The following is a 16,989-nucleotide window of genomic DNA, read 5'->3' on the forward strand; positions in this document are numbered from 1 at the left end:
TGAGCAGGCAGATCCCATGACAGCAGCAGTCATCGTCGAGCCGGCCGACGGGCGTTTCGTCAGCGACTTTGCCGGCTGCGACTTTTCCTTCGAGGTCACGTCCGAGGCACTGCCGCCCTTCACCGGCCCCGGTCTCGGCGACGTCGCTCCGGTCGAGAGCTACATCAAGACCTATGGATCCGACCCGGACGAGCTTGTGGAGACCGCGGCTGGGCCGGATGCCGCCCTCTTCACAGCGCGTCTCGACGGCCAGCTCGCCGGTTACATTGCACTCTCGAAGGCGTGGAACGGCTATGCCGAGGTGGACGATATCGCCGTCGACAAGGACGCGCGCCGCGCCGGCGTCGCGCGAGCTCTCATGGACAGGGCAGTGTCATGGGCGCGGGAACGGGGCCTGCCGGGGATCAGGCTTGAGACCCAATCGAACAATGTCGCCGCCTGCCGCTTTTACGAGCTCTACGGCTTCGAGCTCGCCGGCCACGACCGACACCTCTATTCGGCATTGACGCCGGGAGCGCACGAGATTGCGCTCTTCTGGTACTTGCGCTTCGCGTAAAAAAGCAAGGCGGCTGTCGTGGTCGCAAGATCAGTAAATGGAGAAGTCATTGCGCCAGCGTATCATCGTCTGCCCGCTCATTCAGAACAAGGGCGCCTACTTGCTCTGCAAGATGCCGCCCGATCGCGGCGTGTTTCCCGGGCAATGGGCGCTTTCGGGTGGCGGCCTCGAGCCGGGCGAACGTCTCGATGAGGGCTTGCGCCGTGAAATCCGGGAAGAGCTCGGAGACCGTCTGGAGATCGGAACGATCAAGCCCTGGACCTTCCGGGACGACATCCGGACAAAGTCCTATGCCGACGGCTCAACCGAGCAGCTTCATATGATCTATCTGATCTTTGACTGTGAGGCCGAAAATCGCGACGTCAGCCTCAACGACGAGTTCGTCGAACATGCCTGGGTCGAACCCGAGCACCTTCAGGATTACGACCTGAACGAAGCGACGAAGCGCACGCTCCTCGAAAAAGGCATCTTGCTCGCTCGGCAATGAGAGCGAGCTGTTTCAAACAGTCTTCGAATGCCGGGAGGTGCTTGCTCGCACCTCCCGGCTTTTTCATTTAGTGGCCGGCGTCAGCAGCACCCTCGGAAAGCAGTCCGAAGACGAAGGGCGAGAACGACCGCCAGCACTCGACCCGGAACTGATCCTCAGCAGTGCGGAAGAGGATGATCTCCGCCTTGCCGAGGATCGTGCGCGAGCAGCCACCAACCGGGAAGATCGCCAGCGACAGATCCTGCGGGCAGCCGCTGTTGATAGCCACGTCGGCGCCCGGACCGCTGACAATGACGGCGACGTTGCGATGAGAAATGTCGACCGCCGAATGCAGCGTGCCGCTCGACGCCGCGGCCGCCAACAGGTCGGCCTCGCTTTCGTCGATGACCAGCCACTCGTCCGGGCCGATCCACAGCGCATGGCGCTGGCCGGAAGAGGCCGAGGTCTTCGGCCGGGTCGGCAGCGTCACGCCAAGTGCGGCCGAAAGGGCCGGCAGTGCGTCGGCGCCGGCGCGCAGCGAAATGCGCGTTGCTGCCGGTGCAGGCGTCAGGATCGCCTCGGCCGAGCCCCCGCGCGCGGTGAGTGCCGCCTTGCGGCTTGCAGTAACCTGGTCAGCCATGGAGGCGGCCCCCTTCCTTGTCAAAGAACACCATGTCGCTCACTTCGACGGCAATGGTGCGATCGGTCATCGGCACGTAGAGCGTCTGGCCGAGGCGCTCGCGGCCACCGGCCACCATGGCCAGCGCAATCGAGCGACCGCAGTTTGCCGACCAGTAGGACGACGTCACGTGACCGAGCATGGTCATCGGCTTCGGCTGGTTCGGGTCGGCGACGATCTGCGCGCCTTCCTCCAGCACCACCTTCGGATCCTTGGTGAGAAGACCGACGAGCTGCTTGCGGCCATCCTTGACGAGATCCGGGCGTTTCAGGCCGCGGATACCGACGAAGTCGGGCTTCTTCTTCGAGACGGCCCAGGAGAGGCCGGCATCGTCCGGCGTCAGCGTACCGTCGGTGTCCTGGCCGACGATGATGTAGCCCTTCTCGGCGCGCAGCACGTGCATGGTTTCCGTGCCATAGGCGCAGGCGCCCATCGGCTCGGCCCGCGCCCAGATCGCTTCCCATACCGCCTGGCCATAGTCCGCCGGCACGTTGACTTCGAAGCCCAGCTCGCCGGTGAACGACATGCGGAAGAGCCGTGTCGGCACGCCGCAGATCCTGCCCTCGGCGACGCTCATGTGCGGGAAGGCCTCGTTGGAGAGGTCGATGCCCTCGACGAGCGGCGCGATGATCTCGCGCGCCTTCGGTCCCTGCACGGCGATGACGGCCCACTGTTCCGTCGTCGAGGTCAGCCACACCTTCAGGTGCGGGAACTCGGTCTGCAGATAGTCTTCCATGTGGTTCATGACGCGCGGCGCACCGCCGGTCGTCGTCGTCACGTGGAAGCGATCCTCCGCCAGGCGACCGACCACGCCGTCGTCATAGACGAAGCCGTCGTCGCGCAGCATGATGCCGTAGCGGCAGCGGCCGGGCTTCAGGTTGTCCCAGGCGTTGGTGTACATGAGATTGAGGAACTGCGCCGCATCCGGGCCAACAACCTCGATCTTGCCGAGCGTCGAGGCGTCGAAGACACCAGCCACGTCGCGCACCGTCTTGCACTCGCGCGCGACCGCCTCATGCATGTCTTCGCCAGAGCGCGGGTAGAACCAGGCGCGCTTCCAGTTGCCGACATCCTCGAACTCGGCGCCATGCGCCTCCTCCCAGGCATGGATCGGCGTCTTGCGCGCGGGGTCGAACAGGGCACCACGCGAGTGGTTGACGATCGCTCCGAAGGTCACCGGCGTGTAGGGCTGGCGGAAGGTCGTCAGACCCACCTGCGGAATGTCCTTGCCAAGCGCTTCGGCGGCGATCGCCAGACCATGCATGTTGGAAAGCTTGCCCTGGTCGGACGCCATGCCGTTGGTGGTGAAGCGCTTGATGTGCTCGATCGAGTGCATGCCTTCGCGCACCGCCAGACGAATGTCCTTGGCGCAGACGTCGTGCTGGAAGTCGATGAAGGCCTTAACCGTGGTATCGGGACCAGCGCCTTCTGCAGCGCCGATCATGCCGCCGGTCCAGCCGTAGCGGTTTTCGCCCGAAAGCGTCACCTGCGCACCGCCCTCTGTACCGGCCGCACGCGCGGTCAGTTCGCCGGCCGCAAGCGCCTCGTCGATGGTTGCCTGCAGGTCGTCGGTGCCGTTGCAGGCGCCGATCGACAGGCAATCCTGCAGGTACGTGCCTGGCAGGAAGCGCTGCGTCGCCGCATCGAACTTCACCTTGCCGCGCGACTGCGAGAACAGGTGCACCGACGGTGTCCAGCCGGCCGAGACCAAAAGCGCGTCGACGGCGAACTTGCGGGCCGAGCCGCCGCCATTGCGGGCGACACTGATCGAGTTGACGCGGAGCTTGCCGCCGGCCTTGATCACCGAATGCCCGGTCAGCACCTCGATGCCGAGCTTGCGCGCTTCGGCCAGCACCGCCTCGCCCGGATTTTCGCGGCAGTCGACGATAACAGGAACCGAAACACCGGCCCGCTTCAGGTCGAAGGCCGCTTCATAGGCCGAGTCATGCGCCGTGTAGACGCCAACCTTGGAGCCGACTGCGACGCCGAAGTGATTGAGATAGGTGCGGCCGGCCGAAGCGAGCATGATGCCCGGGCGGTCGTTGTTGGCGAACACCATGTGCCGCTCGATCTGGCCGTTGGCGAGGATCACCTTCTTGGCGCGCACCTGCCACAGCCGCTCGCGCGGCAGCGACTTGTCGAGGGCCGCCAGATGATCGGTCACGCGCTCGACGAGACCGACGAAATTGTGGTTGTAGTAGCCGAAGCCGGTGGTGCGAGTGAGCACCGTGACGTTGTCCATGGAGGCAAGCGTCTTGCCGGTCTCCTGCGCCCAGTCCCAGCCATCCTTGCCGTCGATGGTCGTGCCGCTCTCGTAGCGAAGCGCACCACCGACTTCCGGCTGCTCGTCGCAGATGATCACCTTGGCGCCGGCCTTGGCAGCGGCAAGTGCTGCGGATAGACCGGCAACACCCGCACCGATGACAAGCACATCGCAATGCGCGTAGCGGCTGGCATAGTGATCCGGATCGGCTTCCGTCGGCGTAACGCCGAGGCCGGCAGCACGGCGGATGAAGGGTTCGTAGATCGCGTGCCAGGCGGCCTTCGGCCACATGAAGGTCTTGTAGTAGAAACCGGCGGCGAAGAACGGTGACATGAGATCATTGAGACCGCCTACGTCGAAGGCGAGCGACGGCCAGCGGTTCTGCGATTCCACCTTCATGCCGTCGAAGACTTCCTGCACCGTGGCGCGCACGTTCGGCTGGCGGCGGGCGGCATCCCGCGAGACGTCGAGCAACGCGTTCGGCTCCTCGGCACCGGCCGAAAGAATGCCGCGCGGGCGGTGGTACTTGAACGAGCGGCCGACGAGATGGATGCCGTTGGCAAGCAGTGCCGAGGCGACCGTGTCGCCCTCGAGCGCCGTCAGCGTGCGGCCATCGAAGGTGAAGCGCGCGGTGCGGGCGGGGGTCAGGCGGCCGACGCCTGGAATGCGATTGGCGCCCATCATTTCGCGGCTCCCTTATCCTGGCCGTTCTTGTCCTGCTCGCTTTGAAGAATGGTGGCGATGTCAGGCTTCGGTTCGCCAGCCTTGTAGGTGGTGTAGAAACGGTCGCTGACCGTGTCGCGGGCGGCGTTGAAGAATCGGCCGCAGCCATGGATGTGGCGCCAGCGTTCGAAGATCAGACCCTTGGGGTTCTGACGCAGGAAGAAATATTCCTCAAACTGTTCGTCGGTGATGTCGGCGATGTTTTCCGGGCGGGCGATATGGGCGTCGCCGGCACCGCGGAACTCGAGCTCGGAACGCTCTTCCTCGCAATAGGGGCAGTAGATCAGAAGCATCTCGAAATCCTCAGTGCGCAACGGCGGCGGCAGCCGCTTCGTCGATGAGCCGGCCGGTGCGGAAGCGCTCCAGCGTCAACCCTGCGGCGAGACGATGCGGCTCGCCCTTGGCGATCAGATGGGCGAAGAGATGGGCCGAGCCCGGCGTCGCCTTGAAGCCGCCCGTACCCCAGCCGGCGTTCAGGTAGAGGCCCGGAACCGGCGTGACGCCCTGGATCGGCGAGCGGTCCTGGGTGACGTCGACGATGCCGCCCCACTGCCGCATCATCTTGACGCGGCGGAACATCGGGAAGAGCTCGCAGATCGCATCGAGCGTATGAGTAATGATCTGCAGGCCGCCGGTCTGCGAATAGGAATTGTACTGGTCGGTGCCGGCGCCGATGACGAACTCGCCCTTGTCGGACTGCGAGATATAGGCATGCACCGAGTTCGACATGACGACGCAGGGGAAGATCGGCTTCAGCGGTTCGGAGACCAGCGCCTGCAGCGGCTGGCTCTGCAGCGGCACGCGCACATCGGCCATCTGCATCAGCACCGAGGTGTGGCCGGCGGCGGAAATGCCGACCTTCTTAGCGCCGATATAGCCGCGATTGGTGTCGACCCCGACGACCCGGCCGGTCTCGTCGCGGCGGATCCCGGTCACTTCGCAGTTCTGGATGATGTGCACGCCGCGGTCGGAGGCCGCACGCGCATAGCCCCAGGCAACCGCATCGTGGCGGGCCGTGCCGCCACGGCGCTGCAGGGCCGCCCCGTTGATCGGGTAGCGCGCAGTCTTGGCGATATCGAGCGGCGGGCAATAGGCCTTGGCCTGCTCCGGCGTCAGCCACTCGTTGTCGATGCCGTAGAGACGGTTGGCATTGATGTGGCGCTTGAACGACTGCTGGTCATGGATGTTGTGCGACAGCATCATCACGCCGCGGGGCGAATACATGACGTTGTAGTTCAGATCCTGCGAGAGGTTTTCCCAGAGCTTCAGCGAATGCTCGTAGATGTCCATGCTCTCTTCATAGAGATAGTTGGACCGGATGATCGTCGTGTTGCGGCCGGTATTGCCGCCGCCGATCCATCCCTTTTCGAGCACCGCGACATTTGTGATGCCGTGCTCCTTGGCAAGGTAATAGGCTGCTCCCAAGCCATGGCCGCCGCCGCCGATGATGATGGCGTCATACTCCTTGCGCGGCTCCGGCGATGCCCAGTGCGGGCCCCATCCCTTGTGGCCGCGCAGCGCCTCGCGCGCCACGGCGAAAACTGAATATTTGCGCATCGGCCCGTTACTCCCGGTGATCATTCTCGTTGGAGTTAGAAATCGCAAATCCGAGACCTGCGCAACGTTTCTTTTGCGACGCATTTGCGTGGACTTGCGCGCAGTTGCGACATGACTATGGATCGGTTAAGCGGCGGGGGATAAGTCGCGCGACACTCGTATCTCAGGTTTTTTTCAGCGCCGCCTCATGTCGTCGCTGGACTTTCGCCTGATGATCTGGTATCCGCTCATCTAATCGTAAAGCTTCCAGCTTAGCGAATGTCACTCTTTTGCCTCCGCACCTGACGGAGCAGCAAACAACACGAACCAAGGAACGGGATTCACGTGCAGGTACTAGTCCGCGATAACAATGTCGATCAGGCGCTCCGCGCTCTCAAGAAGAAGATGCAGCGCGAAGGCATTTTCCGCGAAATGAAGATGCGTGACTACTACGAGAAGCCGTCCCAGAAGCGCGCTCGCGAAAAGGCTGAAGCCGTTCGCCGCGTCCGCAAGCTGGCACGCAAGCGTGCACAGCGCGAAGGCCTCCTGGCTCGCTGATTTGTCGTTTTTTCGACGCTATTCGATGTAAGTCGTGGCGGGGGCGAAATATCGCCACCGCCTTTTTTTGGTATGGACATCTTTTCCGCCGACAGGCTAGCGTGCTCGACGCTGCCACCGACGGACGACCGACCGGAGTGTTTGGACCGGTGGTCTGCCAAGGCCGACTTTGGCCCGGCTTGAGGAGCCCGCAGGGAGTTCAGCGGCTCCAGAAACGGAAAGCCGATGGCTTTCGAGACCTTGTCGATTTGAGGGATCAACCTTTGACACTTGCTGCCATGACTGCGGACGTCTCCGGTTTTAATGTCCATGAGGCGTCTCGCCGCCACCAGCGCAAGCCGAGGCTTGCCGCCATGCTGCTTCTCGGCTCGGCCCTCCTCATCGCCGGCTGCACGACCGACGGTCCGGACTCCGTCACCAACAAGGTCGAGCGCGAACAGGGCTCGCAGGAAAACATCGCCTCGCTTTCGAGCGTCATCGCCTCCAACCCGAGCGATCCGGAAGGCTACAATGTCCGCGGCTCGGCTTACGGCCGCGCCGGCGAATACCGCCGCGCGATTGCCGATTTCGACCAGGCGATCAAGCTGAACCCGCGCTTCTACCAGGCCTATGCCAACCGGGCGCTCGTTCATCGCAACATGGGCAATACCCAGGCAGCGCTTGCCGACTACAACACGGCCCTGCAGCTCAACGCCAACTACGACGTCGCCTATATCGGCCGCGGCAATCTCTACCGCCAGGCCGGCCAGCTCGATTCCGCCTTCAACGATTTCAACAAGGCCATCCAGCTCGATACCACCGATCCGCGCGCCTATCACAATCGCGGCCTGATCTACCAGGCACGCAACCAGCACGGTCAGGCGATCGAAGACTTCTCGACCGCGATCTCGCTGTCGCCGAGCTCGCCGGAACCCTATAACGGCCGCGGCATCTCCTATGTCGCACAAGGCGACGACGACAACGCCTTCTCCGACTTCAACACCGCGATCAACCTGAACGGCAAGGTCGCCGAATCCTGGGCCAACCAGGCGCTGATCTACGAGCGCAAGGGCGACAAGGCCAAAGCGTCGAAATCCTATTCGCACGCGCTGCAGCTCGACCCGAAATACGAGCCGGCCCGCGCAGGCCTTGCCCGCGTCAAGGCATCCTGAGCCAACCCGATCACGCATTTCGAAACGCCCGCGACCGCATCGCGGGCGTTTTCGTTTGCAGGCATTGCCCCCTGCACAGCGGAACCTTCCTGCCCGCCATCCGTTTGCTTGAAGCATCAAGAACGGAGACTAGCCATGATCAAACGAACCCTCGTCACTGCGCTGGCGCTCGCCGCGCTTGCCACGGGCCCGGCCGCCGCGCAAAACTATGTCGCCCTTGGCCGCCTCGTTTGTGGTTCGGAAGGCGGCACTGGCATGATCCTGACCTCAACCAAGAACCTGATGTGCACCTTCACGCCCACCAATGGCGCACCGAAGGCCGTCTATGCCGGCACGATCCGCAAGATCGGCATCGACATCGGCAAGACGGGAAAGAGCACGATGATCTGGGACGTGCTTGCCAAGACAGGCACACCGATCAGCGAATTCGCGCTTGCCGGTGAGTATTACGGCGTCGGCGCCGATGCGAGTCTCGCCGTCGGCGGTGGCGCCAAGGTGATCGGCGGCGGCACCAACAAGGCGTTTATGCTACAGCCGGTCAATGTCCAGGTGCAGGAAGGCCTGAACCTCGCCGTCGGCATTGACGAGCTGACACTGGCACCGGCTGGCTAAGTCGACCTGGACTAAAGCTCGACACATCGCCGCATACGGCGCGCGCATCTCCTTCAACGCAAAACGCCCGCCGAAAGGCGGGCGTTTCTTTATCGGTCGATGCGAGCAGCCCTCAGGCGTGCAGCGCCTTGACGATGTCTTCCGTCACCTTCTTGGCGTCGCCGAGCAGCATCATCGTGCCGTCCTTGTAGAACAGCGTGTTGTCGATGCCGGCATAGCCGGAGCCGAGCGAACGCTTGACGAACAGGCAGGTCTTGGCCTTGTCGACGTCAAGGATCGGCATGCCGTAGATCGGCGAGGACTTGTCGTCGCGCGCCGCCGGGTTGGTAACGTCATTGGCGCCGATGACATAGGCGACATCGGCCTGCGCGAACTCGGAATTGATATCCTCGAGCTCGAACACTTCGTCATAGGGAACGTTTGCTTCCGCCAGCAGAACGTTCATATGGCCGGGCATGCGGCCCGCGACCGGATGGATCGCATATTTGACCTCGACGCCGGCCGCCTTCAGCTGATCGGCCATTTCGCGCAGCGCATGCTGCGCCTGAGCAACCGCCATGCCGTAGCCGGGCACGATGATCACTTTGGAGGCGTTCGCCATCAGGAAGGCCGCGTCATCGGCCGAGCCCTGCTTGACCGTGCGCTGGACGCCGTCGTCACTGCCGGCCGCTGCTGTCTCACCGCCGAAGCCGCCGAGGATGACCGAGATGAACGAGCGGTTCATGCCCTTGCACATGATGTAGGAGAGGATCGCACCGGACGAACCGACGAGCGCCCCGGTGATGATCAGCGCCAGGTTGCCGAGCGTAAAGCCGATGCCGGCCGCCGCCCAACCCGAATAGGAGTTGAGCATCGAGACCACCACCGGCATGTCGGCGCCGCCGATCGGAATGATGATCAACACGCCGAGCGCCAGCGACAGTACGACGATCAGCCAGAACACCGTCGTGCTTTGGGTCAGGACCAGCATGATCACCAGCACGACGAGCGCGGCGGCCAGGCCGGCATTGATCGCATGCCGACCCGAAAGCATGATCGGCTTGCCGGACATGCGACCGTCGAGCTTTAGGAAGGCGATGACCGAGCCGGTAAAGGTGATCGCGCCGATGGCGACGCCGAGCGACATTTCGACCAGCGCCTGCGCGTGGATGTCACCGATCGTACCGATGCCGAAGCTTTCCGGCGCATACATGGCGGCAGCCGCCACCATGACGGCCGCAAGACCGACCAGCGAGTGAAAGGCAGCAACAAGTTGCGGCATCGACGTCATGGCGATGCGGCGGGCGATGAACGCACCGATACCGCCGCCGATGGCAAGGCCGAGCACGATCAGCATCAGGCCACCGAAGCTCGGCTTGGCAAGCAGCAGCGTCGTGACGATGGCAATGCCCATGCCGACCATGCCGTAGGTGTTGCCCTTGCGGCTGGTGGTCGGATGCGAGAGGCCGCGCAGCGCCATGATGAACAGGACGCCGGAGACGAGATAGAGGAAGGCTGCGAAGTTGGCGTTCATCGGGCCGGCCTCACTTGTCTTTTTTCTTGTACATGGCGAGCATGCGCTGGGTGACGAGGAAGCCGCCGAAGATGTTGACCGAGGCGAGCACCAGCGCGATGAAGCCAAAGCCGGTCGCCAGCCCCGAGGCGGAAATGCCGACCGCCAGCAGGGCGCCGACGACGATGACCGAGGAGATCGCGTTGGTGACCGCCATCAGCGGCGTGTGCAGCGCCGGCGTCACCGACCAGACGACGTAATAGCCGACGAAGATCGCCAGCACGAAGATCGCCAGGCGAAAGACGAAGGGGTCGATCGCCCCGCCGGTGGCGCCATGGGCGACGGCACCGGCCGCATCCGGCACGTATTCGGCGGCGGTGCGGACCGCTTCCACAGCCCTGTCGAGATCGGCGAGCGCCTTGTCGAGAAGTTCATTCGCCATCACTTGTCCCCCTTGCTGGCGCCGAAGTTCGGATGCACGACTTGACCGCCATGGGTGAGCGCCGTCGCCTTGACGAGCTCGTCTTCCATGTTGAGCGCGAGCGCCTTGGTCTCCTTGGAGACCATCGTCTCCAGGAAGGTGACGAGGTTCTTGGCATAAAGCCCGGAGGCGGAAGCGGCGATGCGGCCCGGCACATTCAGATGGCCGATAACCTTGACGCCTTCGACCTCGGCGACCTTGCCGGCCTCTGCCCCCTCGACGTTGCCGCCGCGCTCGACCGCAAGATCGACCGCGATCGAACCGGGCTTCATGCTCTTCAGCATCTCGCGGGTAACGAGCCGCGGCGCCGGGCGGCCGGGGATAAGCGCCGTGGTAATAACGATGTCCTGCTTGGCGATATGCTCGGCGACAAGTGCTGCCTGCTTGGCCTGATAGTCCTTGGACATTTCCTTGGCGTAGCCGCCGGCGGTCTCAGCCGCCTTGAACTCGTCGTCCTCGACGGCGATGAACTTGGCCCCGAGCGAGGCGACCTGCTCCTTGGCGGCGGGACGCACGTCGGTTGCCGAGACCACAGCCCCGAGACGGCGGGCCGTCGCGATCGCCTGCAGACCGGCAACGCCGGCGCCCATGACGAAGACCTTGGCGGCAGGAACCGTGCCGGCCGCCGTCATCATCATCGGCAGCGCCCGGTCATATTCGTAGGCCGCGTCGATGACCGCCTGATAGCCGGCGAGGTTGGCCTGGCTGGACAGCACGTCCATCGACTGCGCGCGCGTGATGCGCGGCATCAGTTCCATCGCAAAAGCGGTCAATCCGGCATTCGCCATCTCGGCGATCGCCGCCTCGTTGCCGTAGGGATCCATGATGGCGATGACGATGGCGCCGGACCTGTAGCCGGCAATCTCGGCACTCGTCGGCCGACGGACCTTGAGCACGACATCCGCCGTCCTGGCGTCTGCCGTCGTGCCGATCCGGGCTCCGGACTTTTCGAACTCGGCATCCGGAATGCGCGACAGAAACCCGGCGCCCGCCTCGACGACGACGTCGAAGCCGAGACCTTTCAGTTTCTTCACAGTATCCGGTGATGCGGCAACGCGACCCTCGTTCGGATCCGTTTCCTTGGCGACGAAGACGATCTCGCTCACAAGTCCCCCCTCCTGGCCGCAATCGAGCCAGGGCCGGAATGCGGGCATTCTCTCCGACTGCAAAGCGGGTGGCCTACCGGGCCGACACGCCCTCATGTGCGCGGCACACCTGTGCCCGGCGCAATCGTCTGGAGCAAGCCATCGCCTGGATGCGGGACCTTTGGCGATCCACCGGCATCGAGCCGCAATCGGGCTCTGCGGGCCTGCTGTCCACTCCTCCCTCACTCGGGTGAGGATTATCCACCCCTGCCCTACGACGGGCATCCGGGCCTCAAGCCATATGCGTCGGCACCTCCAGCCGGCGACATGCAGCTTCTTCCGGGCAAACGCCCGGTCGCCGAGGAAGCACGGTCTGCGCTCCCTCAACAGTCGGTTTGGTCGCGCCGATTAGCGAAGGAAGAAGAAACCGGCGACGTTGATCAGAATGAAAAGCACGATCGAGGAGATCAGGCCCATCGTCGTGAAGAAGCCGGCAGCCATCGCGATCAGCAGGGCGACGCAGAAAAGCGTGCCGTACTTCGAGGCACTCAGGAACATGAGGTAGGTCTTCTCGTGTTCCGGATAGTCCATCGGAGCGCCCACATCGACCGGTCCAGAATGATGCTCAGCCATCGTTCAAAATTCTCCCTGAATGCCGCGGCGCCACCTTGGGGTCATCGCCGCCCCTATCGAAGCATGGTCTCGCGAAAAGCCGCGAAACCCTTATAGCTGCCCTTACACAATGCGCACGGCTGGCGCAACGAAAACCCGTTCTTTAGCCGTACCTGATGGGGCGAAATGTCACGCCACACAGCAAGGTGCGGCGCGCCTCGACGCGCCCCGAATTCGCATGCGCAATCAAGGCCGCTTACCGGAAGACGGACATCCGGTAGGAGCGGCCGTAGCCGGTCTGCGCCATGCGCGCGGTCGGCAGGATCGTCAGCGGCGCAAACGGCACCTCGCTGCGGTCGGCAAACATCATGCGGCGTTCGAACGGTTCGGAATCGAAGACCGGGTAGCGGTCGAGGATCGACGGCCGCTGCCCCCGCACCTGTGCCACCAGAAGCGCGCCGTCGGCATTGTAGACACCGAGGTTCTCGCGCTTGGCGACAACCGTCTCCGACGCAAAGATGCGCTTGTAGAAAGCCGCGTGGCGCGGACGGCAGGCCGTCAGGCAGCGGTCGGCAGCGAAATACTCGCAGGCCATCGCGACCGGTCGCAGCGTCAGATAGGGAAGCGCCCGCATCTCGTCGCCGATCACGTCAGGATCGACCGCCAACCGGCCGGGATCGACCAGCACCATGCCGGCATCGAGGAACGCGTCGATCTCAGGAGCGAAGATCATGCCCGACGTGCTGGCGCGATGATCCGGCGTCACATGATGAACGCGCACGGTGCTGACAAGCACTTCGTCTAGATAGAGACCGAAGACATAGGCGTGACTGTCGAAATCGAGATCGTCGATCAGCGTCGAGCCGGTCAACTCCATCAGATTGACGGACTTGTAGGACTTGTAGCGCAGCCGCGCGATGTCCTCCATGTCCTCGCCGGTTTCGACCCGCCTGTATTCGACGCGATCGAGCAATTGCATCAGTTTTTCAGAAAAGCGCCCAGGCTCAGCCTGGTGAACCGTCTCACCCATACTCAACACCTCATGGTTAACAAATCGTTAACCTATTGACGGGTGATGGGGCGGCAACCGCAAATCGAAACAGTTCACCGTTAACTTTTCGTTAACCATAAAAATTCGTGAACTTATTTGCTCGATTTGAAATCAAGCGCACCAAAGCGGGATCAATTTGGCGCACCTAATCAATGACTTGCTACCGGAAAACCAGTAGTAAAACAGGACAGTTTCAAGAAGATTTCAGGGGTTAGGCGATGCGCTTGCTGGTGGTTTTTGTGCCTCGTTTTGGCACACCATTCTTGCAAAGCGTAGCAATGGCCGAAGCCGGCATGGGTGCGGCAAAGACGAAGCCCTGTATCAGATCGGCACAATTGTGCTCGTTGATAAGTTGTAGCTGGTCCGCCGTCTCGACACCTTCGACGACGATGCGCAGGCCGAGCGCGCGGGCAAGGTTGGCGGTCCCGCGCAGAAGCTTGAAGCGCCGAGAATCCTCGCGGATGTTGCGCACGAAGGAACGGTCGATCTTGATGATGTCGACCGGCAGGGCATCGAGATAGCTGAGGCTCGAGTAGCCGGTGCCGAAATCGTCGATGGCGATCGTGATGCCCAGTCCGCGCAGTTCGCGCAGGATCGCCTGCACCTTCAGCGGCTCGTCCATCAGGCAGCTTTCCGTCACTTCCAGATGCAGCCGCGCGGCATCGAGACCGGTTACGCGAAGTGCGTCCGTGACCATGACCACGATTTCGCTGCTGCGAAGGTCGAGCACCGACAGGTTGACCGACACCGATACGTCGCCCGGCCAGTTCATGCAGTCCCGGCACGCCTGGTCGAGAACAAAGCGGGTGATTTCCGTGACCAGCCCGAGCTCTTCGGCAAGCTGGATGAATACGTTCGGCGGCACCGGCCCGCGTTCGGGATGGGTCCACCGCGCCAACGCCTCGCAGCACTCCACGCGCCCGCCGTTCGGGGCGAACATCGGCTGGTAGGAGAGCGTCAGGCTGCGGGCGTTGATCGCCTCGCGCAGGTCCGCCTTCAGCTTCTGGCGATCGACGTAGCGCGCATCCATCTCGGCCTCGAAGGCCGTGCAGCCACCGCGGTTGCGCAGCTTTGTTTCCGAAAGCGCAAGATCCGCCTTGATCTGCAAGTCCTCGAGCTTGAGGTCGAGGCTCGAAGCGATGACGATGCCAGCGCTCATCGTCATGCTGAAGGTGAAGCCGCCGGCTTCGTAAGTATCGCGCAGATCGGCATGAAGTCCGCGCATCCGCTCTTCGAGTGCAATAGCGTCACTGCCACCGGGAATGAACACGACGAACTCGTCGCCCATCAGCCGCGCGACGATCGCATCGTCACCGGCAAGCACCCTTAGCCGGCCGGCAATCGCATGAAGCAGTCTGTCGCCGACGATATGGCCGCGCATGTCATTGACGTGCTTGAATTCCGTTACGTCGAGAACCATCAACCCGACCAACCGTTCGGCCGTGTCGTCCGCGCTCACCGTCGCCTGCACCAGCTCCCCGAAATAGTCGCGGCTCGGCAGCTGCGTCAGCTTGTCGAACCGCACCATATGCAGGATCTGCTTTTCCGCCTGGACGCGCGCGGTCACGTCTTCAAAAATCAGCACCGTGTCGCCGTTATCGCGGCGGCTCGCCGAAAATTCCAGATGCAGCTCTTCGCTGACGGGGATCAGCACCTGCGGCCGCTTGCCCTTGAGCAGGAGGTCGAGCTGGCGCGAAATGACCTTGGTCTTGTCCGGATCGAGCCGCATGCGCCGGGCGCCGCGCCGGATCACATCATCGAGCAACCAGCCCTTGAGTTCGGTGCGGTCGCCGAGGGCCAGCAATTCGCAGGCCCGCTCGTTGGCGACGACCACCCGGCCATCGGCATCAAGCATGAACAGCCCATGCGTCATGTTGTTGAGCGCCGTGTCGAACTGGCCGGCGATCGTGGCGATCTCGCGCGCTGCCATCACGTTTTCATAGAGGAAGGCGCGCACATTGTTGGCCATCATCCAGGTGGACAGGATGAAGGGCAGGATCAGCACGGCAAGCGCCAGCATGAACACGTCCTGCAGCGTGATCAGGCCGATGACGATCGGCAGGCAGGCCGAGGAAGACAAGAGGAGCACGGCCCGCTCGGAGCCGTAATTGCGCCCGACGAGCGAAATCATCGACGCAAGCGTCACCGAAATGGTGGCGAGCTCGGAAAAGGAGTCCTGGCTGATGGCGATGGCGTAGCCACAGGCAATACCGCAGGTGAGCGTGACGCTGACGCCGCCGACGATGTAGCGGTTCTCCCACTTGCGGACCATCGCCCGATCGGCATTGGAGAAATCCTGCCGGTCGAACCGCGCCATGTCGAGATTGCGCAGCGCCCAGAGGACGAAGATCACACCGGAGCAGGCGAGATAGAGCGGATCACTGGTTTTCAGATAGACGAGCAGGAACGTCACGACATGCGACAGCATGCCGATCACCAGCGTTTTGCGATGTTCGTAGAGCGAGCTCACGGATGACAGATACACGTCAGTCGGAAGAGCGCTCTGTCCAAGTCGCATCATGAACCAAGCTCCGGTTTACCGGATTGTTAGGGGTGATGACTTAACGAAAGATTTCGTCTAACGCCCCGAAAAATGTACCGAATCCCAGCAAAACCACGGGTCTTCACCGGCATCGCCCAAGAGTTCAACTCAGTAGTGCGAACCGCACGGGACAATACTCGGTTTCTACAACCAAACATAGGCATTCGCACAATAAAACGGCTTGATCGCAACTTCGACAATTCTGCGACGCCCGTAGATGATCCCAAACTTGCGCCTGTGATGGTTACTCGTTCTTGAAGAAATACCTGCGATTTCCTGCCGTTTCGGATCGCTCCTCCTGTCTCGCTGCCCGGGATCGGCGCGACGATCGCGCTCACCACCTTCTCAGTTGACTTTCATCTGCAACTGAAGGCAAGGCTTTTCTCAAGCATCCAACGGAGCCTGATGATGTCGAAACCTGTCGTTGCCATCCCGTGCGATTTCCGCGAATTCGACGGCAATGTCTGGCATGTCGTTGCCCATCAATATGTCCGCGCCGCCGTCGAAGGCGCCGGCGTCATGCCCTTCCTCATCCCGGCACTCGAGACCGGCAACGACATCGACGAGATCCTCGACCGGGTCGACGGCGTGCTGGCAAGTGGCGCCCGCTCGAACGTCCATCCCTCGCTCTATGGAGCCGAGGCCAAGGAGAGTGATGGCCCCTTCGATCCCGGCCGCGACGCGACCAGCCTGCCGCTCATCACCCGCGCGCTGGAGCGCGGCGTGCCGCTTCTTGCCATCTGTCGCGGCATTCAGGAACTGAACGTCGCACTCGGCGGCACGCTCGCCTCCGAAATTCAGGACCAACCGGGCATCTGGGATCACCGCAAGCCCGACGTGAAGGAACTCGACGTCGCCTACGGCATCCGCCAGGACGTGATCGTCAAGGAAGGAAGCTGCCTCGCACCGGTGCTCGGCGCCGGCCGCATCCGCGTCAACTCGCTCCATCGCCAGGCGATCGGCGCTGCCGCGCCCCGTCTTGCGGTCGAAGCGGTTGCCGACGACGGCACGATCGAAGCCGTCTCGGTGATCGGCTCCAAGGCCTTTGCCGTCGGCGTGCAATGGCATCCGGAATATTGGGTGCGCACGGACACGCCGTCCGCGAGCCTGTTCAAGGCGTTCGGCGATGCGGTCAGAACCTACGCCGCCGGTCGTCTGGCCGCCTGAGCTATCTGTTTGACC

The 16,989-nt window shown here is 62.9% G+C and carries 16 protein-coding genes; 6 read left to right on the forward strand and 10 right to left on the reverse strand.

Going from position 1 to position 16,989, the window contains the following annotated elements; all coding sequences use genetic code 11:
• Window positions 1-16 precede the first annotated feature (16 nt).
• Window positions 17-556 (forward strand): N-acetyltransferase, encoded by a 540-nt coding sequence (locus IB263_RS19815; protein ID WP_192438899.1) that lies wholly within the window; start codon window positions 17-19, stop codon window positions 554-556.
• A 37-nt stretch (window positions 557-593) separates the two neighbouring features.
• A complete protein-coding gene (gene nudI / locus IB263_RS19820) occupies window positions 594-1,043 on the forward strand; it encodes a nucleoside triphosphatase NudI (RefSeq protein ID WP_210338286.1) in 450 nt (149 codons plus the stop codon).
• A 67-nt stretch (window positions 1,044-1,110) separates the two neighbouring features.
• Here the strand turns inward: nudI and soxG are convergent, their stop codons facing one another.
• From soxG to IB263_RS19840, 4 genes are read right to left on the reverse strand one after another with little or no spacing between them, the layout of a single operon-like run.
• Window positions 1,111-1,662, reverse strand: a complete 552-nt coding sequence (gene soxG / locus IB263_RS19825; protein WP_112985146.1) for a sarcosine oxidase subunit gamma family protein — start codon at window positions 1,660-1,662, stop codon at window positions 1,111-1,113.
• Entirely contained in the window at window positions 1,655-4,648 is a 2,994-nt protein-coding gene (locus tag IB263_RS19830; RefSeq protein ID WP_060581280.1) for a sarcosine oxidase subunit alpha, read from the reverse strand. Before IB263_RS19830 ends, soxG begins: the two co-directional genes overlap by 8 nt.
• The gene (locus tag IB263_RS19835) at window positions 4,645-4,980 is read right to left on the reverse strand and encodes a sarcosine oxidase subunit delta (protein ID WP_034786877.1); all 336 of its coding nucleotides are present in this window, start codon (window positions 4,978-4,980) and stop codon (window positions 4,645-4,647) included. Before IB263_RS19835 ends, IB263_RS19830 begins: the two co-directional genes overlap by 4 nt.
• A 10-nt stretch (window positions 4,981-4,990) precedes the next feature.
• A complete protein-coding gene (locus IB263_RS19840) occupies window positions 4,991-6,244 on the reverse strand; it encodes a sarcosine oxidase subunit beta family protein (RefSeq protein WP_034786880.1) in 1,254 nt (417 codons plus the stop codon).
• A 324-nt stretch (window positions 6,245-6,568) separates the two neighbouring features.
• Between IB263_RS19840 and rpsU the strand changes: the two genes are divergently transcribed.
• From rpsU to IB263_RS19855, 3 genes are all read left to right on the forward strand, one after another.
• Window positions 6,569-6,781, forward strand: coding sequence for a 30S ribosomal protein S21 (gene rpsU, locus IB263_RS19845; RefSeq protein ID WP_034786884.1), 213 nt, complete (start codon window positions 6,569-6,571; stop codon window positions 6,779-6,781).
• 263 nt (window positions 6,782-7,044) lie between these two features.
• Window positions 7,045-7,932: a tetratricopeptide repeat protein gene (locus IB263_RS19850; RefSeq protein WP_034786887.1), complete on the forward strand. Its 888-nt coding sequence runs from the start codon at window positions 7,045-7,047 to the stop codon at window positions 7,930-7,932.
• A gap of 135 nt (window positions 7,933-8,067) precedes the next feature.
• Entirely contained in the window at window positions 8,068-8,544 is a 477-nt protein-coding gene (locus tag IB263_RS19855; RefSeq protein ID WP_034786890.1) for a DUF992 domain-containing protein, read from the forward strand.
• 112 nt (window positions 8,545-8,656) lie between these two features.
• Here the strand turns inward: IB263_RS19855 and IB263_RS19860 are convergent, their stop codons facing one another.
• From IB263_RS19860 to IB263_RS19885, 6 genes are all read right to left on the reverse strand, one after another.
• On the reverse strand, window positions 8,657-10,057 hold the full coding sequence (locus tag IB263_RS19860; protein WP_060517565.1) for an NAD(P)(+) transhydrogenase (Re/Si-specific) subunit beta: 1,401 nt from the start codon (window positions 10,055-10,057) through the stop codon (window positions 8,657-8,659).
• A 10-nt stretch (window positions 10,058-10,067) separates the two neighbouring features.
• Entirely contained in the window at window positions 10,068-10,478 is a 411-nt protein-coding gene (locus tag IB263_RS19865; protein WP_034786897.1) for an NAD(P) transhydrogenase subunit alpha, read from the reverse strand.
• On the reverse strand, window positions 10,478-11,623 hold the full coding sequence (locus IB263_RS19870) for a Re/Si-specific NAD(P)(+) transhydrogenase subunit alpha (RefSeq protein ID WP_060517563.1): 1,146 nt from the start codon (window positions 11,621-11,623) through the stop codon (window positions 10,478-10,480). The genes IB263_RS19865 and IB263_RS19870 overlap by 1 nt, the downstream gene beginning before the upstream one ends.
• Before the next feature lie 387 nt (window positions 11,624-12,010).
• A complete protein-coding gene (locus IB263_RS19875; RefSeq protein ID WP_034786900.1) occupies window positions 12,011-12,235 on the reverse strand; it encodes an aa3-type cytochrome c oxidase subunit IV in 225 nt (74 codons plus the stop codon).
• A gap of 235 nt (window positions 12,236-12,470) precedes the next feature.
• Window positions 12,471-13,244, reverse strand: a complete 774-nt coding sequence (locus IB263_RS19880) for a hypothetical protein (RefSeq protein ID WP_060517561.1) — start codon at window positions 13,242-13,244, stop codon at window positions 12,471-12,473.
• A 232-nt stretch (window positions 13,245-13,476) separates the two neighbouring features.
• The gene (locus tag IB263_RS19885) at window positions 13,477-15,786 is read right to left on the reverse strand and encodes a bifunctional diguanylate cyclase/phosphodiesterase (RefSeq protein WP_192438900.1); all 2,310 of its coding nucleotides are present in this window, start codon (window positions 15,784-15,786) and stop codon (window positions 13,477-13,479) included.
• Between the two features lie 429 nt (window positions 15,787-16,215).
• Here IB263_RS19885 and IB263_RS19890 point away from each other — a divergent pair, with 429 nt between their 5' ends.
• On the forward strand, window positions 16,216-16,974 hold the full coding sequence (locus IB263_RS19890; RefSeq protein ID WP_034787271.1) for a gamma-glutamyl-gamma-aminobutyrate hydrolase family protein: 759 nt from the start codon (window positions 16,216-16,218) through the stop codon (window positions 16,972-16,974).
• Window positions 16,975-16,989 lie beyond the last annotated feature (15 nt).

The sequence above is a fragment of the Ensifer sp. ENS03 genome, from assembly GCF_014852035.1.
In the GTDB taxonomy this organism is placed as follows: domain Bacteria; phylum Pseudomonadota; class Alphaproteobacteria; order Rhizobiales; family Rhizobiaceae; genus Ensifer; species Ensifer adhaerens.